A 26688-nucleotide genomic window follows, 5' to 3' on the forward strand; every position below is an offset into this window, starting at 1 on the left:
GAGCGCGAGCAAATCAGTCGACAGATTTCGCTTGTGTCACGGATGACTCTGTGAGGTTAGTGATATCCGGCACAGTTTCAGATGTAGCGCATCGCCTATTAATCTCGCAACGACTCGATATGCGATTGGTATTAACCAAGCCATTCCTTGTCCAGGTCGTCTCTGTGTCTTGGTCGATATTCGTTGAAGCGGCGCTGCTGCTTTAAACAGGCTCTACCGTTATTCCAATCCCGTCTTTGGAGGCGCGTGCATGGGTACGCGTCGGTCTCTGCACGGCAATCAGGGGGAATTAAAATGAATCGTGCATTTGCGCTGGTCTGGAACGCAGCCATTGGCAATTGGGTGGTGACGCATGAGTTGGTACGTCGGCGCCGCAAACCCGGCTCCACCCGTCGTGTGTTGCCGGCCCTGGTCGTCCTGGCGGTGGGGGCCGCCGCGCCGGGGCTGGCCTGGGGCGCGTGTACCCCGGCCATCCCTGCAGCAGGCGCAACAGTCACCTGTTCGGGCGTGCCGATCATCGGCAATAGCTTTGCCAGCAGCGCCAACGACCTGACCGTGAATGTTGCAGCCGGCAGCCAGATGACTGCTGGCCTGCTGGGTGGTACCGCCATCGCCTTGAGCGGCACCAATGCCACGCTCAACAATGCAGGCGCCATCGATCCTTCCGTGCTCGGGCTGCTCTCGGTGCTGAGCACCGGCGTGAGCATTGGCAATGCCAGCTCCACCGCGGTCGCCGTGAACAATCTTGCCACCGGCACGCTCTACGGCACCGGCAACCTGCTGGGTGCAAACCTGCTCAATCTCGACGGCATGGCCCTTGGAATCACCTCGGCCAGCAATGGCACGGTGCAGATCGACAATGCCGGCGTGATCGATAGCCGTGCGTTGTTGGGGCTGTCGATTCTGGGTTCGGATACCCCCGTCATTGCGGTCACGGGTGGCGGCACGGTCAACGCCGTCAATACCGGCACCATCAACGGGCGGGTGGGCTTTCAGAGTTCGGCCACCGGCAACAGCTTCATCAACGCGGGCACCATCAATGGCAGCGTGTCGATGGGCGCGGGCAGCACCAACAGCTTCACTGCGGTGACGACCGGCAGCGTCAACAACGGCGGCGGACTTGCGCTCGAACTGCTCGGCCCGGGCGGTTTGCTGAGCTTCGCGCAGACTGGCGTGGTGGATGGCGGCCTGGGTGGCAACAACACGTTGATCCTGCAGAATTCTGCAGTGGGGACCGGCAGCGGTACGACGGGTGTCGGTACGTTGAGCACGGCGCAATACATCAACTTCGGCAATTTGCGTGTCAACAGCGGCACCTGGTCGCTGGGCGGTGGCAGCAACTTCGGTAACAGCGCACTCGATGGCGGCGTGTTGCAGTTCGCCAATCCTGCGCAGTTGGGCAACACCATCACCGCCAACGGCGGCATCCTGCAAGCGACAGCTGCGGGCCTGACGCTGGCCCCGACCAATGGGATCACACTGGGCGCAGGTGGGCTGACCGTGCAAGGCACCAATGCGCTGACCATCGGCAGCCCGATCACCGGCACCGGCGGGTTGACCAAAACCGGCACGGGCGGACTGGCGTTGACCGGTGCCAGCACCTTCACCGGCGGCGTCAACCTGCTCGATGGCGCGTTGACGGTAGGGACCAATAACGCATTAGGCACCGGCACCGTCACCGCGTCCGGTGGCAGCGTGTTGGCCGGTGCTGCGGTGAATCTGGCCAATGCATTTTCGCTGAGCAACACGGTGGGCATTGGCGGTGCCAACGCGCTGCGGATTGGCGGTGCGGTCAGTGGCAGCGGGGTGCTCAACAAGGTCGGCACCGGCACGCTGACCTTGGGCGGCAGCAATACCTATAGCGGCGGAACCACGTTGGCTGCGGGCAGCGTATTGCTGGAAACCTCCGGTGCGCTCGGTACCGGCACGGTCACTGCAGCAGGTGGTTTGCTGGACAACACGGCACCGCTGACGTTGACCAATAATTTCGCGCTGAACAACACGCTGGGCCTGGGCGCAAGCGGCAACGCGCTGACCCTGAGCGGTACGCTGGCCGGCGTTGGTGGCGTCAGCAAGACCGGCACCGGCACGCTCGCGCTCAACGGCATCAGTACCTACAGCGGTGGCACCACGCTGGCAGCGGGCACGCTGCAACTGGGTAGCGCCTCGGCGCTGGGCTCGGGCGCACTGAATGTCACCGGTGCATCCAGCCTCAGCACCGCTGCGCCGTCGACGGTGACCAATGGCATCAGCCTTGCCGCGCCGTTGACCTGGGCCGGCACGCAGGCACTGACGCTCAGCGGTGCCATCAACGGTGCCGGCAGCTTGATCAAGAGCGGCACCGGCGATCTCACCCTGACCAACACCAATGCCTATACCGGAGGCACCACGCTCAACACCGGGCGGTTGGTGGTCGGTTCGAATGCAGCACTGGGAACCGGTACGCTCACCGCCAGCGAAGGCGAGCTCGATGCCACGACCGCAGTAACGCTGGGCAACGCGGTTGCGCTGACCGGTACGGTGGGTGTGGGCAGCAGCGGCACTGCGTTGAATCTCACTGGCACCATCAGTGGCGCCGGCGGTTTGAACAAACTGGGTGGCGGTACGCTGACCCTGGGCGGCCTGAACACCTATACCGGCGGCACCATCCTCAATGCCGGCACGCTGGCGGTGGCCAGCGGCACTGCACTGGGCACAGGTGCGTTGAACGTCGCCGGTAATGCGGCCCTGCAAAACACCGCCGCCGCCACGCTGAACAATGCGCTGACGCTGAGCACCGGCGCGCTGACGCTCGACGGCACGCAAGCGTTGACGTTGGGCGGAGACATCAGCGGTGCCGGCAGCCTGATCAAATCCGGCGGCGATCTCACGCTAAGCGGCAACAATACCTATGCCGGCGGCACCACGCTCGCCACCGGCAAGCTCACGGTGGGCAGCAATACCGCGCTCGGTAACGGGACACTGGCCGCAGCGGCGGGCACCACCCTGGATACCGCAGCGGTGAGCACGCTCGCCAATGCAATTGCACTCGCCGGGCAGCTCACTGTGGGCGGCAGCACTGCGCTCACGCTCACTGGCGCCATCGGTGGCGCCGGCAGCCTGGACAAGCTCGGCCCGGCCAGCCTGACCCTGGCCGGCAACAACACCTATCTGGGCGGCACCCGCCTGACGGCAGGCAGCCTGATTCTGGGCAGCGATACAGCACTGGGAACGGGCAGCCTGAGCGTGAGTGGCGGCTTGCTGGATAGCACCGCGGCACGCGTGCTTGCCAACAGCGTAGTGCTGGATGCGGATCTGCAACTCGGTGGCAGCCAGGATCTCACCCTTACCGGTGGCATCAGCGGCGTCGGTGGCTTGAACAAGGACGGCGCTGCGGCGCTGACGTTGACCGGCGCGAATACCTTCAACGGCGGCGTGGATCTCAACGCGGGCAGTCTGTTGATCGGCAGCGGCGCGGCACTGGGCAACGGCGTGTTGACTGCGGCCGGCGGCACGCAATTGCAAGCGACCACGGCGGCCACGGTTGGTAACGATGTGGTCGTGAATGGTGCGCTGTCGTTGACCGGAAACAACGACCTGGGCCTGACCGGCACGGTGAGCGGCGCCGGCAGTCTGGTCAAGCAGGGCGCCGCTGCGCTTTCGCTCACCGGCAACAACCTCTATACCGGCGGCACCCTGTTGAACAGCGGTGCTCTGGTGGTGGGCAGCAATGCCGCGCTTGGCAGCGGCGCACTCACGGCCGCCGATGGCACGCTGCTCACTGCCGCGACCGCCGTGACCTTGCAAAACGCAGTCACCGCGGATGGCGCGCTCGCGATCGACGGGCAGAACCTCACGCTCGATGGCGCGATCGACGGCGCCGGCAGCCTGATCAAGACCGGTACGCAAACGCTCACCCTCAACGGCAATAACACCTGGGGCGGTGGGCTGCAATTGCAGAGCGGGGCGTTGCTGGTCGGCAGCGATACGGCATTGGGCGTCGGCACCTTGACCGCTGCAGGCGGCACCAGTCTGGATGCAAGCACCGCCGTTGTACTGGCCAATGCCGTCGCGTTGAATGGCACGCTGACATTGCCAGGCGCGCAGGATATCGCGCTCGATGGCGTCATCAGCGGCATCGGCGGCCTTGCCAAACAGGGCAATACCACATTGACGTTGAGCAACGCCAACACCTTCAGCGGCGGCGTTGCAGTGGGTGCCGGGCGGTTGGTACTGGGCAGCAACGACGCGCTCGGCGTGGGCGGGCTGGTGGTCGGCGGCGCTGCCGAACTCGATACCACCGCCGCCTTCACATTGGGCAACGACGTCTTGTTGAACGCTCCACTGACACTGGTCGGCAGCAACGATCTGGCCTTGAACGGCAGCATCGGCGGCACCGGCAGCTTGATCAAGAACGGCACCACCACGCTGTCGCTCAATGCCAACAACAGCTACGGCGGCGGCACCAGCTTGAGCGCAGGCACCATTGCCGTGGGAGCGAACGATGCACTCGGCACCGGCGCGCTGTCGGTGCTGGGCAATTCGGTATTGAGCAACGCGGTCGCCGTGGCGCTGGGCAACGACATTGCGCTGGGCGCCGCGCTCACCGTGGATAACGCCGCAGACATGCTGGCCAGCGGCGCCATCAGCGGAAGCGGCGATCTGATCAAAACTGGCCTCGGTACGCTGACCTTGAGCGGCAACAACAGCTACACCGGCCCGCTCGCGATCCAGGCTGGCACCGTGGTGGCCAGCACTGCTGCCTCGTTGGGCAATGCCAGCAATGTCGATGTCGCGGCAGGCGCAGTGTTGAATCTGACCAACGGTGGCTTGATCAACGCGCTCAGTGGCGCAGGCGGGGTAGACACCGATGCCGGTGCCACACTGCAACTGGGTGGCGGCGATTTTGCCGGTAGCCTGGGCGGTGGCGGCAACCTGGACAAGGTGGGCACCGGCACCGTGCGCTTGCTTGGCACGAGCGCAATCGGCGGCACTACGCAGGTCAGTGGCGGTACGCTCGATGTGGTTGGCAGCCTCGGCACCAGCGCCTTGAACGTGGCATCAGGTGGCACGCTGACCGGCACCGGCCCGGCCGGTAACGTGGGCGCGGCCGTGACCGTCAGCGACGGCGGCCGGCTTGCGTTGACCAGCGGCTCGTCGTTGAGCGTGGGCGCGTTGACGCTGGCGCCAGGCGCGTTTGTCGATGTGGCATTGGCTGCGCCGAGCACTACCCGCCTGCTTGCGGTCAACGGCAATCTCACCCTGGACGGCACGCTCAACATTACCGACATCGGTGGCTTCGGCACCGGCGTCTATCGCTTGATCGACTACACCGGCGCGCTCACCAACAACGGTATGGTCATCGGCCTGTTTCCCGGTAGCGTGGACATCAGCCAGCTCGCCTTGCAGACCGCCATCGGCCAGCAGCTCAATCTGGTGGTGACCGCGCCGGGCAGCATCGTGCAGTTTTGGGATGGCGTGCAGACCACGGCCAATGGCACCGTCGATGGCGGCGCCGGCACCTGGGGCGCGGCCACCAACTGGACCGGCCAGGACGGCAGCGTCAACAGCACCTGGCAGGGCGATTTCGCGGTGTTTTCCGGCACTGCCGGCACGGTGGGCGTGCAGGGCACGCAGAGCATCGGCGGCCTGCAGTTCGTCACCGATGGCTATCAGTTGACCGATGCGGGCGCAGGCGCACTGGCGGTGGTGGACCCGTTGACCGCGATCCGCGTCGACCCGGGTGCAACCGCCAGCATCGGTGTCGCCATCACCGGCACTGGCGGTGTGCAAAAGCTCGACACCGGCACGCTGGTACTGACTGGTCCCAACACCTACACCGGCGGCACCGCGCTCGGCGGCGGCAGCCTGGTGCTGGGTAATACGCAAGCACTCGGCACCGGCACGCTGACTGCCGGCGCGGGCACCACGCTCGATGCCACCCAGGCCTTGGCCGTCGGCAATGCGGTGGTGCTCGACGGTGCGTTGACGCTGCCTGGCAGTAACGACCTGGCCTTGACCGGTGCGATCAGCGGAGCCGGCAGCCTCGTCAAGAACGGCACCTCCACGCTCACGCTGGATGGCAGCAACAGCTACCTCGGCGGCAGCGTGTTGAATGCAGGCACGCTGGCAGTTGGCAGCAACACCGCGTTGGGTGTCGGCAGTCTCTCGGTGCTGGGCGATGCAACCTTGAGCAACACGATTGCCCTGGCGCTAGGCAACAACATCAATCTCGGTGCCAACCTGACCATCGCCAGTGCCGACGATCTGGCCTTGACCGGCGTGCTCAGCGGCGCAGGTGCGCTGACCAAGACCGGTCTGGGCACGTTGACCTTGTCTGGCAGCAATGTGTTCAGTGGCCCGGTGTCGGTGCAGAGCGGTGTGCTTGCCACTTCGGCCACTGGCAGCTTGGGAAGCAGTGCAAGCGTGGACGTCGCGGCGGGGGCAGGGCTCTCGCTGGGCAGTAATACCGCGCTGGGCAGCGTTACCGGCCTGGGCAATGTGGCGATCCTGGGCGGCAATACCTTGCAGCTGGGCGTCACCAACGTCAGCAGCACGTTTGCAGGCGCGTTGAGCGATGCCGGTAATCTCGAAAAAGTCGGCACCGGAAGCGTGCAGCTCACCGGCACCAGCGCCATCGGCGGTACCACGCAGATCAGCGCCGGCACGCTGGATGTGGATGGCACGCTGGGCAGCGTCGGTGGCCTTACGGTGGGCAGCGGCGGCACGCTGAGCGGTAGCGGGCTGGTCGACGCCGCAGTGACGGTGAACGACGGTGGCCGCCTGGTGGTGAGCAGCGGCTCGCTGTTGACCACCGGCAGCCTGAGCCTGGCGCCCAACGCCACGCTCGATGCGTTCCTGGGTGTGCCCAGCCAGACAGGGGTATTGGCAGTCAACGGCGATCTGACGCTGGACGGCACGCTCAACATCACCGACATCGGCGGCTTCGGCACCGGCGTGTATCGCCTGATCGATTACACCGGCGCGTTGACCAACAATGGCCTGGGCTTTGGCACCTTGCCGGGCACGATCGACCCCACCCAGCTCACGTTGCAGACCGCGCTGGCGCAGCAGATCAACCTGGTGCTGCTGGCGCCGGGCAGCAACGTGCAGTTCTGGGATGGTGCGCAAGCCGTCGCCAATGGCAGCGCCGACGGCGGCACCGGCGTGTGGACCGCTGGCGCCACCAACTGGACCTCGCTCGATGGGCTGACCAACAGCGATTGGCAGAACAGCTTTGCGGTTTTTGCCGGCACCGCCGGTAACGTAGGCGTGCAGGGCACCCAAGGCATCACCGGCATGCAGTTCATCACCGATGGCTACGTGCTGAGCGATGCCGGCGCCGGCGCATTGAGCGCCAACGCTGCCAACACCATCATCCGCGTCGACCCCGGCGTCACCGGCACCATCGATGTCGCCATCGGTGGCACTGGCACGCTGCAAAAACTCGACACCGGCACGCTGGTACTGACTGGTCCCAACACCTACACCGGCGGCACCGCGCTCGGCGGCGGCAGCCTGGTGCTGGGCAATGCGCAAGCACTCGGCACCGGCACGCTGACTGCCGGCGCGGGCACCACGCTCGATGCCACCCAGGCCTTGGCCGTGGGCAATGCCGTTGTGCTCGACGGTGCGTTGACGCTGCCTGGCAGTAACGACCTGGCCTTGACCGGTGCGATCAGCGGTGCCGGCAGCCTGATCAAGAATGGCACCTCCACGCTCACGCTGAGCGGTACCAACAGCTATGCCGGCGGCACGGTGCTCAGCGATGGTGGCCTGGCGATCGGCAGCAACACCGCGTTGGGCAGCGGAGCGTTGTCGGTCACCGGCGATTCGGTGCTGAGCAATGCGGTTGCTGCGGCACTGGGCAATGCGGTCACGTTGGGTGCAGCGCTCACCGTCGACAACCCGGCCGACCTCACGCTTGCCGGCGACATCAGCGGCAGCGGCGCGTTGATCAAGACCAACACCGGCACGCTGACCCTGGACGGTAGCAACAGCTACAGCGGTGGCACCACGCTCAGCGCCGGCACGCTGGTGGGCGATAGCGCCAGCCTGCAAGGCACCATCGTCGACAACGCGACGCTGGCGTTTAATCAAGTGGGCGATGGCGTGTTCAATGGCTCGGTCACCGGCACCGGCAACCTGATCAAGGATGGCGCTGGCGCACTGCTGCTCAACGGCGCCAATGGCTACACCGGCGGCACGACCATCGCAGCGGGTACCTTGATCGGCGACACCGCCAGCCTGCAGGGCGATATTGCCAACAACGCGGCATTGGTGTTCAACCAGACCACCGGCGGCGTGTATGCCGGCGTGGTCAGCGGCAGCGGTTCGCTGGAAAAGACCGGCAGCGGCGTGCTGCAGTTGATCGGCCCCAACAGCTACACCGGCGGCACGGTGATCAGCGCCGGCAGCTTGGTCGGCAACACCACCAGCCTGCAAGGCAACGTGGTCGACAACGCCACGCTGATCTTCGACCAGGCCAGCGACGGTGCGTTTGCCGGCGTGGTCAGCGGCACCGGTGGCGTGATCAAGCAAGGAGCCGGCGCGTTGACGCTGCTCGCGCCCAACACCTACAGCGGCGGCACCACCATCGCCAGCGGCAGCCTGATCGGCACCAGTGCCAGCCTGCAGGGCAATATCGTCGACAACGCGTTGCTGGTGTTCGACCAGGCCGGTGACGGGACCTATGCCGGCAATGTCACCGGGAGCGGTGCGTTGATCAAGAACGGTGCCGGTGCGCTGACCCTGGATGGCGTCAACGGCTATCTGGGCGGCACCACCATCAATGCGGGCACGTTGATCGGCGATACCGACAGCCTGCAGGGCAACATCGCCAACAACAGCGCACTGGTGTTCCAGCAGACCGGCAACGGCGCCTACACCGGAACGCTGTCCGGCGCGGGCAGCCTGCTCAAGGATGGCGCCGGCACGCTGCTGATCACTGCAAACAGCACTGGCTTCGCCGGCCCCACCACCATCGCCGCCGGCACCCTGAGCGTGGGCAACCCGGCCAACCCGGGCGCAGCGCTGGGCGGGCCGGTCACGGTGGGCCCGGGCGGCACGCTCACCGGCAGCGGCAGCATCGGCAGCCTGGTGGCGTCGGGCACGGTGGTCACCGGCGGCACCAATGGCACCGTCAGCGTGGGCGGCAATGCCGCCTTTACACCAGGATCGACCTTGGCGGTGACGCCCGGCGATGGCGGTGCGGTGACGCCGGTGACGGTGGGTGGCGCAGCGACGGTGGCGACCGGCACCACCTTGCAGTTGATCCGCGCCACCGACCTGCCGTTGTTCGTGGAGATTCCAGTGATCAGCGCCAGCGGCGGCCTCACCGGGCAGTTCACCAACGTGGTTTCCGATTACGCGTTTATCGAGCCGAATGTGAGCACCACCGCCACCGCGTTGTCGGTGACCTTCGGGCGCAACACCGTGGGCATGGTGGACGCGGTGACCACGCCGAACCAACAGTCCACCGCGGCGGCCGTGGACGGCTTGCCGAACACCAGCCCGATCTACCAGGCGGTGGTGCGCCTGCCCGACGACCCGGAAGCGGTGCGCACCGCGTTTGCCTCGCTGTCGGGCGAAAGCCACGCCAGTACCGCAACCGCGCTGCTGGACAGCCGCTTCCTCAACAGCGGCATCGGCAACCATCTGCGTGGCGACAGCCAGGACGCGCTGGTCGGCGACACCCTGGTGTGGATCACCGGGCGCAGCCTGCCTAACCGTGTCGATGGCGATGCCAATGCGGTGTCGGTGCGCCGCGAGGACAATGGGGTGATGGCCGGTGCCGAACGCCGCTTCGGCGAACGTAGCGTGCTGGGCATTGCGGTGGGCAACCAGGACATCGAGAGCTGGTCGCGCGCGTGGGGCGACCGTGCCGATGTGGATGGCACCCATGCCGGCGTGTACGGCCGGGCCGACTGGGCTGCGTTTTCGCTGCAAGGCGCGGTGGATTACGCCAGCTACGACGTGGACAGCACGCGTCGGGTGATGTTGCCCGGGGTGCTGGAAGAACGCCTGAACAGCAACTACGACGCCACCGCGGTGACGGTCTCGCTGGAAGCGGCCTGGAATCTGCGCACCGAGGGTGCGGTGTACAGCCCGTTCATTGCGGCCGATTACACCCGTCTGAAGACCGATGGCTTCACCGAACGCGGCGGCATTTCCGGGCTGTCGGTCGACAGTGCCAGCGACACATTCACCACCAGCACGCTGGGTGTGCGTGGGAACTGGGACCTGGGCCAGAAGGCGGCGCTGTATGCGTCGGCAGGCTGGCGGCATGCCTTCGGCGACCGCTCCGTGCAGCGCTCGGCCGGCTTCATCGGCACCGGCTCGCAGTTCTCGGTGCAAAGCGTCACCCTGGCCAAGAACGCTGCCGTCGGCGAGTTGGGCGTCAGCCTGATCACCTCGCCGCGTAGCCGCCTGGCACTGTCGCTGCAAGGACTCAGCGGCGACGGGCAAACCGCGTATGGCGGCCAGGTGACCTGGGGAGTGAGCTTCTAACGTTTCGGCTTGTCGAGTGCCTGAAACTGCAAAAACGCCCCGGCATGCCGGGGCGTTTTCTTTGCCGATGCCTGTGCCGTCACAACCCATCCGGCACTGCCGCACGCTCACCGCGCATCGCCTGTGCAGCGGCTGCGCTCAGAACTGCCAGCGCAGACCGACGTTGGCGTTGATGCTGTTGGCATCCGAACGACCGCGCTCGGTGCCCACGTTGCCGTAGATGGAGAACGCATCGTTGAGCTGGTAGCGCACGCCAACCGAGGCACGCAGCGATTGCTTGGACACCGGCTCGCCGGCCACGTTGAAGCGCGCTTCCGGCAGCCCGGTGAACCAGGCGGAGAAGTCGGAATTCGGATTGCCCAGCAGCGAGCGATACGCCACCAGACCGTCGAAGCCCCATTTGCCGCGTGCCAGATGACCCCGCACGCCCACCTCGCCGTAACCTGCGCGCAGCGTGTCGCTGTTGGCGCTCATACCCAGGCCGGTCACCGAGGCTTCGCTGAAGGCATCCTGGGTCTGGCTCACCACACCGGCAGCCACGAACGGCGACAACCCGGCATGCGTCATCAAGCCGAGTTCCGCACGCGCCGACCAGTTGGTGTCGTGGCGACGGTCCTGCAAGCGCTCGCCGATATTGCCGGCCTGCACGTTGCGTTCGGTTTCGACGTTGCTCATGCCGTACGAGCCGATCGCCGACAGATACACCTGGCCGATTGGCTGGTACAGGTAAGCGGTCATCGCATAACGGTCCGAGCGCAAACGGCTCGAAGACGCCGCGATGTGCGCACGGTCCTGACCGGACGTCACGGCCGCACCGACGATGGTGCCGGCGTTGCCCATCGGCAGATCCACGCCGAAGGTGGTCGCCTGCTGGGTGTAATCGGCCGAATCGAAACCGCTGCGGCTCAAATCGCCGTCCAGGTAGCTGCCCTGCATCCAGGTGGTCAGCGACGTGGTATCGGCCAGGTAGGGCAGGCGGTCGGCAGCCACACGCGCATCGTTGAGCGCGGACTGGAAGCCCAGCGTGCGCTCGATGCCGTGCACCTGGCCGGCCAGGGTCGGCAGCGACGCAGCCACCTGCGCATCGGACGCTGCGATCAGCGAACCGGTGGCGCTGATCAGGCCGCCCAGATTGTCGGTGTCGCCCGCGGCCACCCGCGTATCCAGCACCTTGACCAGCGTGTCGACCTGGTTCGCACCGTTGACCACCGACTGCGGCGCACCGGCGGCCTGTGCGCTGGCGGCGGAGGCGTTGCGGGTCAGCGTGGCGGTGACAGTGGTCGGGTCATAGGCGAGCGAGGCGGTCCAGAAGAAATTGTTGGCGTACTGCACGCGGTCGAAGGTGCCCTGCAGGTTGCCGGCCCTGACGATCTTTTCGCTGCTGCCGACGGTGTAGCCAGCCGCTTCCGGCAGCAACAGCAGATTGCCCTTCAAACTGGCCTGGCCGGTGACGGTGAGGCCCTTGCCCAATTCAAGCGCGGTGGTGCCGGTGTTGTTGACCAGGCCGTAGTTGCCGTTGATCACACCGCCGCGCGATTCGAACGTGGCCGAGTTGAGCACGATCACATCCGAACGCAGGCTGCCGGACAGTGCGAGCACGCCATCGCTGATGCTGGTGCCGCCGGTGTAGCTGTTGTTGCCGCTCAGCGTCAGCTTGCCGGCGCCGGTCTTGGTCAGGTTGCCCGCGCCGGAGATGGCGTTGCTGAAAGTGCTGTCGTAGCCGGACGTGACGTTGGCCGACCAGTTGTTGATGAACTGCGCCGGGCCCTTGATCGCCTTGGCCGCGTTGACCAGGCCAAATCCGTACAGCGCATCCACGCCCGGGTCGCCCAGGTCGGTGGCGGTGGTCAGCAGGGTCTGCTGCAGGTTGGAAGCGCTCATCCACGGATACACGCCCAGCACTTGCGCTGCGATGCCGCTGACGGCAGCGGTGGAGAACGAGGTACCGGCGATCTGGCCCTGCAGTTCGGTGCCGGCCAGGGCCGGGGCGGCGTAGCTGCCCGGCGCGACCAGGCACCACTGCGCCGCGGCGCCGCAGTGATTGGAATAGCTGGTCAGGCCGGCGGCATTGCCGGCACTGTCGATATTGATTGCGCCCACGGCCAGCCAGTTGTTGCGCAGGCTGGCTTCCTGCACCGGCGTGGCGGCCGGGTAGGAGGCTTCCGCCGCGCCTTCGTTGCCGGTGGAGGCCACGATCAACGCGTCGGCCTGCACCAGCGGGGTCAGCGCGTACTTCCAGGCCAACGCGGCGTTGGCGCTGGCGGCGGCATCCGGATACGAGGCACCGATGGACAGGTTGGCGATCCGCACGCCAGCGGCGGCCAGATCCACCGCAGCGCGGCGGGTCTGCTGCGTGCCGCAGGAATTTTCGGCGCAGATGCGCGCGTAGAACAGGTCGGCATCCGGCGCGACGCCGCCGGCAAAGCCGTCCTGCGCCGAGCCCAGCACCAGCGCGGAGACCACCGTGCCATGACCGCGCAGGGAATTGGCGGACGACTCCGGCGTGCCCGGGCTGGCGGTGTAGTCGTTGAAGCTGTCGACCTTGCCGCTGATCGGCGTATAGCTCGGCACCAGGTTGTCGTCCAGCACGGCCAGCTTCACGCCCTGGCCCTTGGCACCGGCCTGCTGCGCCAGATCCGCATTGGTCGGCACCAGCAGGTTGCTGCCCACACCCTGGTAGCGGGGCGGCGGGGTCGGAGCCGGCGCGGTCTTGGGCAGCGGGTCGGCTGCAGGCGGCGGGGTGGTCGGTGCCGGTGCCGGCGTCGGAGCCGGCGTCGGAGCCGGTGCGATCACGGTGCTCTGCGGCGGGTCGCTGCGGACGTTGCCGCCACCGCCACCACCGCCACCACAGGCAGTCAGGACAAGGCAGGAGGCGATGGTGGTTGCAAGTAGCGAGCGATTCATAGGTTTTGTCGGTTCCGATAATGGGCGCGCCGCTACAGCGGATATTCAAAATTTGGCGCAGAGGTTCCCAGCGCTGGCGATCGCCAACGCAGGCATTTTTTTCACAATTTATTCACCTTGACCGCTGCGCCTCCGTCCCCTCGGAGAAACGCTTGCGGAAAATTCGGCAATGCAGCTGTGCATTAACCGTGTGCTTGCGAGATTGTTTAACGGCGCTATCCAAAAACTCTAAAACATGAATGGACAGTTGCTATTCAGAGAAAATCAGCCGGAATAGGCACGGTCGATTTAATCCATAGCAAAAATGGGTTGGAAGCGCCCTAGCAGGCTCTGCCGCAGAATAATGTCATAGCGGACTCAACAATATGCCGTCACAAATCTCGAAGGGCAGTAATCCTAAATGCGATGGCAGTAGCGTGAAATAAGGGAAACCTATCGCGGATGTCGGTGAATCCCCTACCTACTGTAGCGAATTCAAGCGCAAGTTAGCGCATCTAACGAACTCTAGCGTGTACTGCCGTGTTTTCGGTGGATGCGTTCAGAAATATACTAATTTGCGCTGATTGGTACTGATCTTTAAAGCAGTATATTGCGAAATATATACTGTGCGTACTCAAGCGTGGCCAGCCATTGTGCCTAATCCGTCGCCCCAGGCAGTCCAAATTCATCAGGTACGGACAGCTTGCTTTTTAGATGCACCTTCCTTTTAAAATAAAATTTCTTTCGCTGCAGCAATCACAGCGCGGCAAAGCCGCCGAAAAATATCTGGTGATTTGGCAGTGTGTGGGTTTAATTCCGACACCCGCGGCTGCGTTCCACGAGCGTGCCTCCGCGAAGCGCCTGGGCTCATGCGTGACGGTTGCCAACGAGCTGGCGCGTAGCCCGCTAAGACTCGGCCACTGCGGTTGTGCCTGTTCGAATCGTGCTGGTGCAGCCGGCACGGCTACTGCCCGGCGCCCCGACGTCAGGCGATGCGGCTGGCGGTGAAGCTGCGCCCCATCGGGCCACTCGCCGGGAATCGCCAAGGCCCGTTGCGCTGCGCATAAACCATTCAAGGTGTGTCGCGGGCGTCTTTCCTCATCGCCGCTATGCTTGCTGCCAATGAACACCGCATCGCCTGAGAATCTGATGACGAGGCAAGGCACACAGCACGGCATCCCCTATACCGTGGTTGCCCGGCAGCTCGAACGCCACCGGGTGGTGTTGGAGATCTTGCAGGTGGATGGGCAGTCCGTGCCGTTGACCGGCTCGCCCACTTTCGGTTCGCTACAGGCCGCGCTGGATATCGGCAGCAAGCTGGCCGAGCAATCCATCGGCGAACTGGTCAGAACGCAGGCGCTCGCGCACGCGACGCCGCCCGGCGGCGCTTCGGGTTAACCCGTGGCTGGTGGCGTCGTGCGATTGCTTGGTCGGTCAGGGCTGCGTTGTCGTGAACGGGGTGCCGCAGTCATCGGGCCATTGACCTTGCCGCAACCGGCGTCTTTGCAGGGCGCAGCGTTTCAGCTGGTCACTGCAGCTTCGCCAGCGCTGCCTTGGCGCGCGTGCCCGCGGCCGCACCCACCCGCTGATCCAGTACCTGCGCCAGCGCATTGAGCTGCGCCACGCTGATGCCGATGTGCATGCTGATCTTCCGCATTGAGGCTGCGCGGGAAACATGAGCGGGTACCACGCCGCAGCTGTGCCCAGACGGAGAGGATGCTGCGTGAGAGAGGCAAGGAAAGACCCAACATGCGCGGGGTAGGTGTTTGATCCCAGGCTTTGATGGTGCGACGTCCCCCCGATTTTGAGTAGCGCCGCAGTTTGGAGTCCAATTCCCTACCCGAAGAAGATTGGACGTGAAGAAGCGTTTTACTGACGAGCAGGTCATCGGCTTTCCGCGTGAGGCCGAAAGCGGCGTGGCGATCAAGGACCTGTGCCGGCGCCATGGCTTCAGCGAGGCCTCCTATTACCTGTGGCGCAGCAAGTTTGGCGGGATGAGCGTGCCCGATGCCAAGCGACTCAAGGACCTGTAGGCAGAGAACACACGCCTGAAGAAGCTGCTCGCCGAGCAGGTGTTCCAGAACGATCTGATCAAGGAGGCGCTGCAAAAAAAATGGTGAGCGCACCGGCGCGTCGTGCGCTGGTGCGCGAGTGGATCGGGCGAGGGGCCAGCGAGCGTGGCGCATTGGCCGCGATCGGCATGAGCGCCAGTGCGCTGCGCTATTGCCCGCGCGAGGACCGCAACGTTGCGCTACGCGAGCGCATCGTGGAACTGGCGCATCGCCACAAGCGCTACGGCGTGGGGATAATCTATCTCAAACTCCGACAGGAAGGCCGCATCGTGAATTACAAACGTGTGGACGTCGGCCAGGATTCCACCGAGAAAGCGAGCGATTCTCGCCAGACCGCGACACGGGAAGATCGCTGCCGAGGAAGACTATTCGCTCTTAGCGATTTAATTACATCGGGAATGCCCAATAATATCAATCCCCACCGGACTTTTCATTTTAAATAATGGACGCACTATTTAATTTTGACTATAAAAAATATCGCGGAATGACGGAGGCGGCGGATAATCATCGCAATTCTCCGCCCCCTGAAGAACACAGGGAAAACCACGGCACGGGTTATAACATGCATCCGCTGCTTGAATCCCTCCCGCGAAGAAATCCCACGCAAGTGCATGCCGATGGCTCGGTCCATCGGATGCGGGCAGCCGCGCCGACCTCCGAAACCCATATAGATTACTCAAAAATGTTAGAACTCATCGGCGCCTATGGCGATGACAAAAACATGCGCGAGCTACAAAAAAGATTTCATGGTTTTTCTCGCTTTTTGACGGTCAGCGGCCTGTCACATATAAGTGGCAAGCAGATGCTTCAGGAACTGAATGAAGATCAACGCGACCAAGTCATACATCAAATAATAAGACGAATTGAGCATTCTGCGGATCCTGAATATCGAGAAATTGCGCTGAGCCGACTGGAGACGCAGTGCAGTCGAAACATTGTGCTGAGCCCATGGGCCTTGGATCGCATTGCCCAAGCCAAAGCCAAAGCTGAAACCGAAACCAATGCCAAAGCCAAAACCACGGCCAAAGCCAAAGCCAAAACCGAAACCACAGCCAAAGCCAAAGCCAAAGCCATGGCCAAAGCCAAAGCTGAAGCCATAGACGTAGCCCAACGCAAGGTCAAAGAAATTATAGAATATCTGCCAATATATGAAGCATTAGGGAAAGTGCCACCGGCTCTGGTATTCTCTAATTACATGCATGTTGATGGCTCATTTGGCAAGACGCTACGTAACATCCTTCCATACATCACCCCAGATCAGAAGAAAAGATTTGATCTAGCAAGCGAGAGGCGCAAACTGGCCTTGGCCGCTCAGAGCAAGCCTCTAAAAGGCGTATTCCGGACCCTCCATCAAAACCCAGATTTGCTTCTTGAAATTTCAATCAAATTCAGAAATAGATCGTACAGAATCGAAAATGCAAGAAGCGGATATTTATCACAAGCAAGGCTGGAAGAAATGGTCGACCAGGAAACCGGCGAACTGACTCGTCTGGGTGAAGCAGTGATCTCAGGAGCATCCCAGGGCATCCAGACAGCAATTCGCGCCAACTTCAGAATGCGTTATCAACAACCGGATCTGCCTCCAAACAGCCACCTTCAGGCCTTCCATCGGCCAGAAGAAACGTGGCATCCCGACACTCCGGCGGGTTCTTCCTATTCGTCCTATTCGTCCCTGTTGCCGCCCACCCCCTATGGCGGTTGGCCGCAGAACGCATCAGGTGAGTGGCATCCCGACACTCCGGCGGGTTCTTCCTATTCTTCCTATTCGTCCCTGTTGCCGCCCACCCCCTATGGCGGATGGCCGCAGAACGCATCAGGTGAGTGGCATCCCGATACTCCAGCGGGTTCTTCCTATTCTTCCTATTCGTCCCTGTTGCCGCCCACACCCTATGGCGGATGGCCGCAGAACGCATCAGGTGAGTGGCATCCCGATACTCCAGCGGGTTCTTCCTATCCTGCATGGCCAGCCCAGCCCGAAGCATTGAGTTCCACCTTCGATGATCTCGAGTCCTTGGACAATAGGCAGAACTATTATTATCGCGAATTCGACATCAACACCCCCCATGAAGAAGATGAGCCGTGGGACTACGGCACGCAGACTCCCGTGGGGCACTCGGCCATGAGTCCCGAGAGGATCGATGTGGACAATCTGCCGTCGCCCCAGGACGTCCCAGACTCCGAGCTTCCTCCAGTGACCGCCACTTCGTGGCTGCAAGATGGACATTTGCGCGCCTACACCGACGACCTCGCTCGCCGATTGCAAGGGCAGCCCAATGCCCATTTACTCCACTTTGCCGACTCGCAGGTGGTGACCATGCTGAGCTCCACAGATCCAGACCAACAGGCCCGCGCACGGCGCCTTCTTGTCGGAGACGAAGCCCCGCCTATCGTGTTCCTGCCGATCAATCAGCCCAACTTTCATTGGTCACTCCTCGTCGTCGACCGTCGCGACAAGGGCGCTGTCGCAGCCTACTACTACGATTCCATGGCACAGACGCAGCCACAGCAACGCTACCTTGCCGACATGGCGGCCTACCACCTTGGCCTTGATCATGAGCAAACTCAGGAAATGCCCACCGCGATACAGCAGGACGGTTATTCCTGCGGCGATCATGTGCTGACCGGAATGGAGACGCTGGCTCACAGGGTGATCGACGGCACGTTCGACTCTGCGGACGGCAGAAACTTGAGCGAAATCGAACCCGACTGCAGGATGATCAGGGATCGTCTTGTCCAAGCGGACCAAGCTCCAGCAGAAAGCAGCGTCAGGCAAGTTTCCGAACGATCCAACGAACAGAAAAAAAAGAAAAGCAAGTGGTGGAAAAAGTTCTAGCAATTTGACCATCGGCGATAGAGGGTCGGCAGGAATCCGTGAAAAAGTTCTTGCCAGACAGAAAGTTAGCTCACTTTGGGGTAGCTTTTTACGCGAATCCTGCCGACCCTCAAGGTCGCCATCGGCGACGCGCTGCAGGATCTGGTCAGCCGCCTAGCCGAGCGATTGCACGCCGGGGCCGACACGGTCGTGGCGCAGGCGCAGGCGCGCTTCCAGGCGCAGCTCCAAGAGCGTACCCAAGCGCTGGAGCAGGCCCGACACGAGGCTGGCTCGCTCACGACGCAGTTGCAGCGCTGCGAAACCGCACTGCAGGCCGAACGCGAGGCGAGCGACGCCGCCAGGAGCGAGTTGGCCAGCCGCACCACCGAACTGACCCAACTGCAGGAGCGGATCGCGGGCCTCGCGGCGCGATTGGCCGAGCACGAACGTCATGCCCATTCGCTGGAGCACAAGCACGAGCATGCCAGGGAAGCCCTGGAGCACTACCGGACTTCCGTGAGAGACCAGCGCGAGCAGGAGCAGCGTCGGCACGCGCACCAGGTGCAGGAGTTGCAGGTCGCCCTGCGGCAGGCCAACGAGGCCTTGACCGCCAAGAACCACGACCTGATGCAGCTCAACCGCGACAATGGCCAGTGGCTGGAACGCCAGACCCGGCTGGAGCGGGAACTGGCGCAGGCACGCCAGCGGGCCGACGCCCAGCAACGCGAGCGCGACGCGCTGCGCCTGACGGCTGCCGAGCACCAAGCCCTGCAGGCGCGCTGGACCCAAGATGCCCACGCGCTGGAAGGCGTGCGCGCCGAACTGGCTGCGGCACGGACCGAGCTGGTCGAAGAGCGCCAGCGCCGGGAACACGCCGAGGCGGATACCTTGCGGGCCACAGTACGTCTGAGCACGCTGGAACGACTCCTGGCGCAGCTGCGGCCAGCGCGCCCGGTTGGCCAACAAGTAACGTCTGGGAAGGACGAAACCTCCCCAGACGCAAATAGTCAGTTGCTTTGAGGAAAGCTAATGCCGGGCGAAGCGCCACCAAAGGTGGTGCAACTACCGCGCGTCAGGTTGTTCTGCTCGAATGTCCGGCCGGCATTGCCCAGGCAAGTCGGGGCATTTGTCGTACCATCGTTTACGGCTACGTTTACCGTGACGTGCGAGCCGCGATTAAACGACACCGTCTGAGTTGTGGCTCCGTTGCCGAAGATGTTGAATTCGGTCAGGCGCCAGATCTTATTGATATCCACCGTGGAGGCGCGCTGACTCACGCTGTAGGCCCTTCCGTTCACCGAGAACGACACGGTATCCACGCCCCCCGAGGTCGCAGAACCGGTCAGCTTGACCCCAGCGATGCCCGAAACTGGTACCAGAGGCACTCGCACCGATTCGCTGTTAATCAGGCAAGCGTTGCCTTCGTAGGCATCCCAGCCGGACGGGCAACCCGCCGCATCGTATTCCGATGTACTGTCCGCATATACCCAGCTTTCAATGAAGATAATCGGGTCAAAGCCATTACTTGAGTCTTCGTCGGCGTCGCTGGAGTAGACGTACTGTTGCCAGGTCTTGCATGAAGAAAAACCGAACTGCGCGCAAGCGGCGGGGTTGCTGTCGCTGTCGGTATTGATTTGCAGCGAGTATTGAACCACCCCAGTGGTCACGCCGCTTACGCTCGGGAACGAACCGACGGCTGAGTGGGTGAGCCTGCCCGTGCGTGCAGCGTAGTCATCGCCATTGCCGGTGATGAGCGCGCGGTTGCCGGTGGTGGTGGTACGAACGTTGCCGCTGGCAATGCGTCGTGGCTTCATAACCAACTTCGGCGGTGCGCCACAGCGTACCGCCTGCCACCCCATGTCCGGAAACGTCGAGCTAAAGCAGCCCTCCATTGCCGGAGCCTCGTGCTTGAGCGTAGTTTCCCATGCAGACATAGCCTCGGCACGGCCAGTATTGTTTATTGTAGCGACCTGCGCCGCTGCACCCGCGCTAACAATGCTTCCAACGTTGCATGTGCCAAGCATGGATTTCGCTTTAAATTTTCTCACGTTGTTTCTTCTGGCTTGATAGTTAAATCACTGTAAATTTTTAGTGATTTTTGCGACGCACCGAACCGGAAGTAATAGCCGTATTGGAGAAGATTTGCTTCTAGGCAAACGCATTACTGCGTCCTCGATCACAATCATAAGATGACGCGAGACCAGTGCTAAACCGCCAAGCGGGCAGGTCGCGGTTAAGCATGCACGCGTGCCAGCTCGGTCAGGCGTGGCAGCGCGGGCGCTGGAGCTGGGGCATCGGACCAGACGGCATGCGGAGTGCCGGAAGCCGGGGCGGCTCACCGGCTTACATCCCCAAAAAGTGAGCTAACTCGCTGTCAGTAAAGGTCTTTTACACGAATCCCTGCTGTCCCTTAATCCTGCCGGACACGATGGCGCCAGCCGCCGACCAGGCGGCTGGCGCCATCGTCCGGATCAACGCGCCTCGAATGCCCCCAGGTCCGGTGCACGCCCGTTGAAGGCCTCACCGGTATCGGCACCGGCGTCGATCAACGCGCTGCCCGGTGCCAGGGTGGCGAAGGTGATGATGGGTAGGTCGCCGTTGGCCTGGCGCGGACGCATGAGCTGGCGCTCGTCCAGGCTGACGAACTCGCCTGCACTGACGACAAGGGGAAGATTGAACGAATTGCGGCCGATATCGTTCTCGCTCGCAGACCCCAGGTTGATCATTTCGATGCGCGTTCCGAATCCCAGGTTATTGGCCAGATGGTGGTCGTATCCAGGCACGTCGGTGAGGTTGTCGCTCAAGGTGGATTGCATGTCGTAGTTGGCGCGGCCGTTCTTGATCGATGTGTTGCTGATCCACTCCTGCCCACCGATGTGGTGATTGGCGTAGAGGCCGTTGGATCGATTGCCCACTGCCAGATTCAACCGCACGATATGGCGCGGCACCGGCTTGGGATAATCGCTTCCGTTGCGGCCGTAGCCGCCTGCCTTGAAGCCTGCGCCATTGCCCAGCGGGGGTGAATGCGCTGTCGTACCCGTTGTAGAACGACCAGTTGCGTTGCAGGGTCACTGCGGCAGCGGCATTGATCAGGTCGAAGCCATCGTCGCTGTTGAACCATGCGCGGCTGCCTTCGATGAGGTTTCCGGTGCTTCCCGCAAGCGTCGGGCGCACGCCGAAACCACCACCTCGAATCCGCGAAAGACGCAGTTGTTGCTGGCCACCCGGAATGCGGCCACGCGCAGGCCGGTGGGCGTCACCGCAGAGAAGTCGAACACCGGCCGCTCGTTGGCGACGTTGACATAGGCGATGCCGGGCTTGGTGATCTCGTTGACCACGGCGTAGGGCTGCCGCACCATGCTGATGTTGGCGCTGGTCAGGCGATAGGTGCCGCCGCGCAGGTAGACGGTATCGCCACTGGACGCGGCGGCCTGCGCAGCCATCACGCTGGCAAAGGGGGCGGCGCGGGTGCCGGGATTGCCGTCGTTGCCGGTGGGCGCGACGTACCAGTCGGCGGCCACGGCCGTGCACGGCGGCACGCAGGCGGCAACGGCGATCACCACGATGGTGCAAAGAGAGATGTTCATCGGATGTCCCTGGTGTACTGCATGAACGTGGCTGCTTGCCGCCCTTGACCCGGCGTGGCGCAAGCCGCGAGTCGCGCAGCCTGCGGGAACCGGTTTGCGCTCGCCAGTGGTCGTGCTCGGTTCTGCTACGGCGGTTGACGTTTCGATGTGCCGCGACGCAGAAGTGTGCAAACGAGACATAGGTATCTGGATCATGGACTACCTGCTCACACCGATCGCACCGCAGCGGCTGGCCCAGGCGATCCAGAAGCGGGGCGACGCAGCCGCCGTCATCGCATGCTGCATCGGCGTGCGTGCGAGATGCAGCTGCGTTGCACAGGCTGACGCGGCCCGCGGTCGTGCCGACACGCTTCCACGGAATCGGGCCCGACAGCGCGCACATGTGTTGCGATCACTCGACCCACACCAGATGCACACGGCCGCGCAGGCTGAAGGCATGAATCGTTGCATTATCACGCTCCTCATCACATGCAAGCTGGCAGCATCGGGGCACGTTTCGCCATTGCCCCCACTGAGTCTGCTATGAATTCAACTACCGCCCCGACCCGTTCATGGGCCATCCACCCGTTCCACGCAGCCGTACTCGGCGGTGTGTGGCCATTGTTTCTCGGCGCACTGCTGAGCGACTACGCCTACTGGAGCAGCTATCAGATCCAGTGGAGCAATTTTGCGTCCTGGCTGCTGGTGGGCGCGATGGTGCTGACCACCATTGCCCTGGTGTGCGCCATCGTCGGGATGGTGCGCGGAAGCCGTAACCTGATCTATGTCATCGCGCTTGGCGCTGCATGGATCGTCGGCTTCTTCGACGCCCTGCATCACGCCCGCGATGCATGGGCCATCATGCCTGCAGCGCTGGCGCTGTCTGCGATTACGACATTGTTTGCGTTGGTTGCGACCTGGGCGGGATTGTCCGGTCTGCGCGTAGGAGGTGCACGATGAAGCGTCAGACCACCAGCATCATCACGGTTTCCATTCTCGCTGCAGCACTGGCCGCATGCGGCAAGGCACCCGAGCTCAATCAGCGCGGCGCAAGCCCCGAATTGCCCGCGCCCGATCGCGGCCTGCTGCCCGACATGACCATTGCCGACCCGGCCGCCTGGAACGAGCGCAAGCCGACCGTACCTGCGGGCTATCGCATCGTTGCAATCGCCACGGATCTGGGCATTCCGCGCCAGACCCTGGTGCTGCCCAATGGCGACATCCTGGTGGCGGAAGGCCGTGGCGGCGGCGCCCCCAACCTCAAACCCAAGGACGTGATTGCCGGCGCGATCAAGGCCAAGGGCACCTCCAAGGCCAAGAGCGGCAACCGCCTCACCTTGCTGCGCGATGCCAATGGCGATGGCACCTATGAGTTGAAGACGGTGTTCGCCGACAAGCTCAACGCGCCGTACGGGCTCGCGCTGATCGGCAACGCGCTGTATGTGGCCAATCAGGATGCGTTGGTGCGCTTTGACTATCGCGATGGCCAGACCCAGGCGAGCGGGGCGCCGAGCAAGGTCACCGACCTGCCGTCGGCCATCAATCACCACTGGACCAAGGCGCTTACTGCCAGCGCAGACGGCCGGTATCTGTATGTGGCCATCGGCTCCAACAGCAACATCACCGAACGCGGCATGGCCGTCGAGCTCGACCGCGCGCAGATCTGGCAGGTGGATGCCGCAACCGGCGCGCACAAGCCGTATGCCACCGGCATCCGTAATCCCACCGCGTTGGCCATCCAGCCGGGCAGCGGCGCGTTGTGGGCAGTGGTGAACGAGCGCGATGAAATCGGGCCCAATCTGGTGCCCGATTATCTGACCTCGGTCCGCGAGGGTGGTTTCTACGGTTGGCCGTATAGCTACTGGGGCAAGAACGTGGACGCGCGCGTCATGCCGCAAGACCCGCAGAAGGTGGCATCGGCGATCGTGCCGGACTATGCCCTGGGCTCGCATGTGGCAGCACTTGGCGTTGCGTTTTCGTCCACCGCGATGGGCGCCAAGTTCGCCGATGGCGTGTTCGTTGGCGAGCATGGCAGCTGGAACCGCGATCCGCCGGTTGGCTACAAGGTGGTCTTCGTGCCGTTCCGCGACGGCCGCCCGGCAGGCGACCCGATCGACTTCGTTTCCGGCTTCCACGGCGACGATGGAAAGACCCGCGGCCGCCCGGTTGGCGTCACCGTCGACCCGCGCGGTGCGCTGATCGTTGCCGACGATCTGGCGAACATCATCTGGCGTATCACGCCGGAGACTGCGGATGCTGCGCCGCAGTAACCAGAAGCGAGCTGTGCCGAATCCGATCCTGGGCCCGCGAGGTCTGGGATCGGAACTGCCGTTAGCTGCGCCCACGTTGAGGTCGTTCGTTGCGATGGTGCCTGCGGGTTTCATCGTCTGAAGATGCAAGTGCGCGTGTCACACGAACGCTTGTGTGCCAGGCACGTGGGCCCGGTGCAAGATACAACCTATGTCATGCGTCCACCGCAGAATCGTGTAGCGTTTTGCTAGCATCACCACATCAAGGATGCAGAGCACACCTCCATGCTGCCGACGAAATTCCCTGAGCCGGATCTGTTCCTGCCAGGCCAGGGCGAGCCCGCCTTGCGGTGGGGCGTATTGGGGCCAGGAAAGATCGCATCTGCATTTGTCGGTGCGTTGCGTAGCAATACCCACCAACGTCCCTTTGCGGTGGCCTCGCGTCACCGCGAACGGGCCCAGGCCTTCGCCGATACCTGGGCGATGGAACACGCCTACGACAGCTACGAGGCGCTTGTGCACAACCCGGACGTCGACATCGTCTACGTCGCGACGCCGCACAGCGAACACCTGGAGCATGGCCTGCTGGCGTTGCGCGCGGGCAAGCATGTCTTGATTGAAAAACCCATCACTACCTGCGCGGAGGATGCGCGGGTGCTGGTGCAGGAGGCACGTGCGCGCGGGCTGTTCCTGATGGAAGCGATGTGGAGCCGCTATTTGCCCCACACCTCGGTGCTGCGCAAGCTGCTGGCCGATGGAGCGCTGGGCGATGTGCGGCATGTGTTTGCAGACCTGAGCCAGTCGGGCCCCCGCGACCCATTGCACCGGCAACGCAATGCCGCACTCGGTGGCGGCGCGCTGCTCGACCTGGGCGTGTATGCCGTGCAGTTCTCTTCGATGATTCTTGGCGCCCCCAGCGCAATCAACACGATCGGTGCGCGTACGCAAACCGGTGTCGATGCGTATTCAACCGTGGTGCTGTCGCATGGCGGGCGTGCGCAATCCACCCTTATCAGTTCCATCGTGGCGCGTAGTAGTTCCACCGCCTACGTCACGGGAAGCGCCGGTCGCATCGACCTGGCAGGCGATTTTCATAACCCGACCACGCTGCGCCTTGCCGGCAATGGCGACGCCATAGAACCGTTGATTTGGACGGATCCCACCGGCGTCGCTGGCTATCGCGGGCTCTCCTGGCAAGCGACTGCGGCCGCACGCTATATCGGGCAAGGCTTGAAGGAATCACCGCTGCATCCGCTCGATGAAGTCATCCAGATCATGACGACACTGGACGTGGCGCGCTCGCAACTGGGTGTGGTGGTAGGCCAATAACCGTCGGTGGCAGAGCGTGGGCACGGCACCCATCAGTCCTGCACGCAAGAGCAGCCAATAGAACGGCTGCACTCACCGCCATGCGTTCGCGGCCGGGCCCGGAATCGGCGTGGCGTGGCGGCGATCAGGGCCATCTCGCATGGAGGGCATCTCGCGCGTTTCATACGTATCGCGGGCATCAAAAAGGCGCCCCCACCAGCGCGGGGGCACCCATCTACTCGCGGTTCAAAGACGTCAGCGCGACGCGCTGCTCTTAAATCGAACCCAACGTCACGGCAGGTCGCACTTGAGTTTACCGTCCACGTAATACGGCTTGGGAACATCCGGATTCTTGCTGGTCTTCTCGAACACCACTTCAAACGAGCCAAGATCCGGCGTGCCGTTTCGCGATGTGCAGGCTTCCTGCAGTTTCTTCTTCACCGCCGCGATGCCCGCATTGCGATTGGCGCCGTCGGCGCTATTGGTCAGATTGGCAACTTCGGCGTAGGCCATCGGGCTCAATGCCGCCAGGCAACCAGCGAGGATGGTCGTGTCTAATGTCTTCATACATGCTCCTTTGTCGTGTCGCTCACCCGCTGCAGCCACCCTGCAGCGCCGACAGCATAAGTGCGCCGCGTCAAGCGCCCGTGCGCGATTGCAGCGGGCAGGACCTCATCCTGGTGACGCGTGCAATCACGAGGCGACAGCCAGCGTCGCCCATGCGACAACGACATAGCGTGTGGTCTTTGCGACCACCAGCAATGGCACAACAGCACGCAGTGGCTCGCGCATGACGCCGGCGGCAAGCGTGAGCGGGTCGCCAATGACCGGCATCCAGCTCAGTAAAAGCGACCATTTGCCGTATTTGCGATACTGTTTGATCCAGCCTTTGAATATGCCTTTAGTGAGCACAGCGTCGCTGCAATGTGTTCGGCGCATGCATGCTGGCTCACCCTGAGTTGACGATACGGCATCTACGTTAACGAATGCCTCAACCATTCACTGCCCGTGACCACCTGCCGGGCACGCTTCCACGATCATCCAGCGGCGCGCTCGCGCAGCGCATCCGTCAGCACCTGCGCACGACGCCCCAGCTTCCCACTCCCGGCTCGGGCCACACGCGTGCGCGTTGGCAGGCGTTGAGCAGATTGGGTGCGGAAAGCCTGCCACTCGCCAAGGTGCTGGAGGCGCACTACGATGCCTTGTCCATTTTCTCCGAGGCCGGCCAGGCGCCCCCACCGGCCGAGACAGTGTGGGCAGTGTGGGCTGCCGGTGGCCCAAGCGATACCGCAACATATGATGCGAACGCA

General features: G+C 63.4%; 10 protein-coding genes and 5 pseudogenes. 8 read left to right on the forward strand and 7 right to left on the reverse strand.

Annotated elements, in window-relative coordinates; all coding sequences use genetic code 11:
• Nucleotides 1-294 precede the first annotated feature (294 nt).
• Nucleotides 295-10488 carry an autotransporter-associated beta strand repeat-containing protein gene (locus A7D16_RS03880; RefSeq protein WP_064630019.1) on the forward strand — a complete coding sequence of 3398 codons (10194 nt, stop codon included), beginning with the start codon at nt 295-297 and terminating at the stop codon, nt 10486-10488.
• A 138-nt stretch (nt 10489-10626) separates the two neighbouring features.
• On the opposite strand, the gene A7D16_RS03885 is transcribed toward A7D16_RS03880, so the two are convergent.
• Nucleotides 10627-13392 (reverse strand): S8 family serine peptidase, encoded by a 2766-nt coding sequence (locus A7D16_RS03885; protein ID WP_064630021.1) that lies wholly within the window; start codon nt 13390-13392, stop codon nt 10627-10629.
• Between the two features lie 1101 nt (nt 13393-14493).
• Between A7D16_RS03885 and A7D16_RS03890 the strand changes: the two genes are divergently transcribed.
• The 4 genes and pseudogenes from A7D16_RS03890 to A7D16_RS03920 form a co-directional block, all read left to right on the forward strand.
• Nucleotides 14494-14769 (forward strand): hypothetical protein, encoded by a 276-nt coding sequence (locus A7D16_RS03890; protein WP_064630023.1) that lies wholly within the window; start codon nt 14494-14496, stop codon nt 14767-14769.
• Nucleotides 14770-15227: 458 nt separating this feature from the next.
• Nucleotides 15228-15733: pseudogene (locus A7D16_RS03900) on the forward strand (transposase); the annotation flags it as partial.
• Between the two features lie 272 nt (nt 15734-16005).
• Nucleotides 16006-18276 carry a Ulp1 family type III secretion system effector isopeptidase XopD gene (xopD, locus tag A7D16_RS23850; RefSeq protein WP_193395436.1) on the forward strand — a complete coding sequence of 757 codons (2271 nt, stop codon included), beginning with the start codon at nt 16006-16008 and terminating at the stop codon, nt 18274-18276.
• 102 nt (nt 18277-18378) lie between these two features.
• Nucleotides 18379-19275 (forward strand): annotated as a pseudogene (locus A7D16_RS03920) (DNA-binding protein); the annotation flags it as partial.
• On the opposite strand, the gene A7D16_RS03925 reads toward A7D16_RS03920, so the two are convergent.
• The 4 genes and pseudogenes from A7D16_RS03925 to A7D16_RS24400 form a co-directional block, all read right to left on the reverse strand.
• Nucleotides 19263-20303 (reverse strand): hypothetical protein, encoded by a 1041-nt coding sequence (locus A7D16_RS03925; RefSeq protein WP_082925719.1) that lies wholly within the window; start codon nt 20301-20303, stop codon nt 19263-19265. The pseudogene A7D16_RS03920 and the gene A7D16_RS03925 overlap by 13 nt on opposite strands.
• Nucleotides 20304-20726: 423 nt before the next feature.
• Entirely contained in the window at nt 20727-21269 is a 543-nt protein-coding gene (locus tag A7D16_RS24390; protein WP_409350101.1) for a right-handed parallel beta-helix repeat-containing protein, read from the reverse strand.
• Nucleotides 21270-21342: 73 nt separating this feature from the next.
• Nucleotides 21343-21429 (reverse strand): annotated as a pseudogene (locus A7D16_RS24395) (right-handed parallel beta-helix repeat-containing protein); the annotation flags it as partial.
• Between the two features lie 14 nt (nt 21430-21443).
• Nucleotides 21444-22037, reverse strand: a pseudogene (locus A7D16_RS24400) (right-handed parallel beta-helix repeat-containing protein); the annotation flags it as partial.
• Nucleotides 22038-22364: 327 nt separating this feature from the next.
• Between A7D16_RS24400 and A7D16_RS03940 the strand changes: the two are divergent.
• The 3 genes from A7D16_RS03940 (at nt 22365) to A7D16_RS03950 (ending at nt 25399) form a co-directional block, all read left to right on the forward strand.
• Nucleotides 22365-22781, forward strand: coding sequence for a hypothetical protein (locus tag A7D16_RS03940; protein ID WP_064630033.1), 417 nt, complete (start codon nt 22365-22367; stop codon nt 22779-22781).
• A complete protein-coding gene (locus A7D16_RS03945; protein ID WP_064630035.1) occupies nt 22778-24091 on the forward strand; it encodes a PQQ-dependent sugar dehydrogenase in 1314 nt (437 codons plus the stop codon). Before A7D16_RS03940 ends, A7D16_RS03945 begins: the two co-directional genes overlap by 4 nt.
• Nucleotides 24092-24355: 264 nt before the next feature.
• Nucleotides 24356-25399 (forward strand): Gfo/Idh/MocA family protein, encoded by a 1044-nt coding sequence (locus tag A7D16_RS03950; protein WP_064630036.1) that lies wholly within the window; start codon nt 24356-24358, stop codon nt 25397-25399.
• A gap of 270 nt (nt 25400-25669) precedes the next feature.
• Here A7D16_RS03950 and A7D16_RS03955 read toward each other — a convergent pair whose 3' ends face one another.
• Nucleotides 25670-25945: a hypothetical protein gene (locus A7D16_RS03955; RefSeq protein WP_064630039.1), complete on the reverse strand. Its 276-nt coding sequence runs from the start codon at nt 25943-25945 to the stop codon at nt 25670-25672.
• 126 nt (nt 25946-26071) lie between these two features.
• Nucleotides 26072-26251 (reverse strand): annotated as a pseudogene (locus tag A7D16_RS03960) (DedA family protein); the annotation flags it as partial.
• Between the last annotated feature and the right edge of the window lie 437 nt (nt 26252-26688).

This window comes from Xanthomonas nasturtii (assembly GCF_001660815.1).
In the GTDB taxonomy this organism is placed as follows: Bacteria; Pseudomonadota; Gammaproteobacteria; order Xanthomonadales; family Xanthomonadaceae; genus Xanthomonas; species Xanthomonas nasturtii.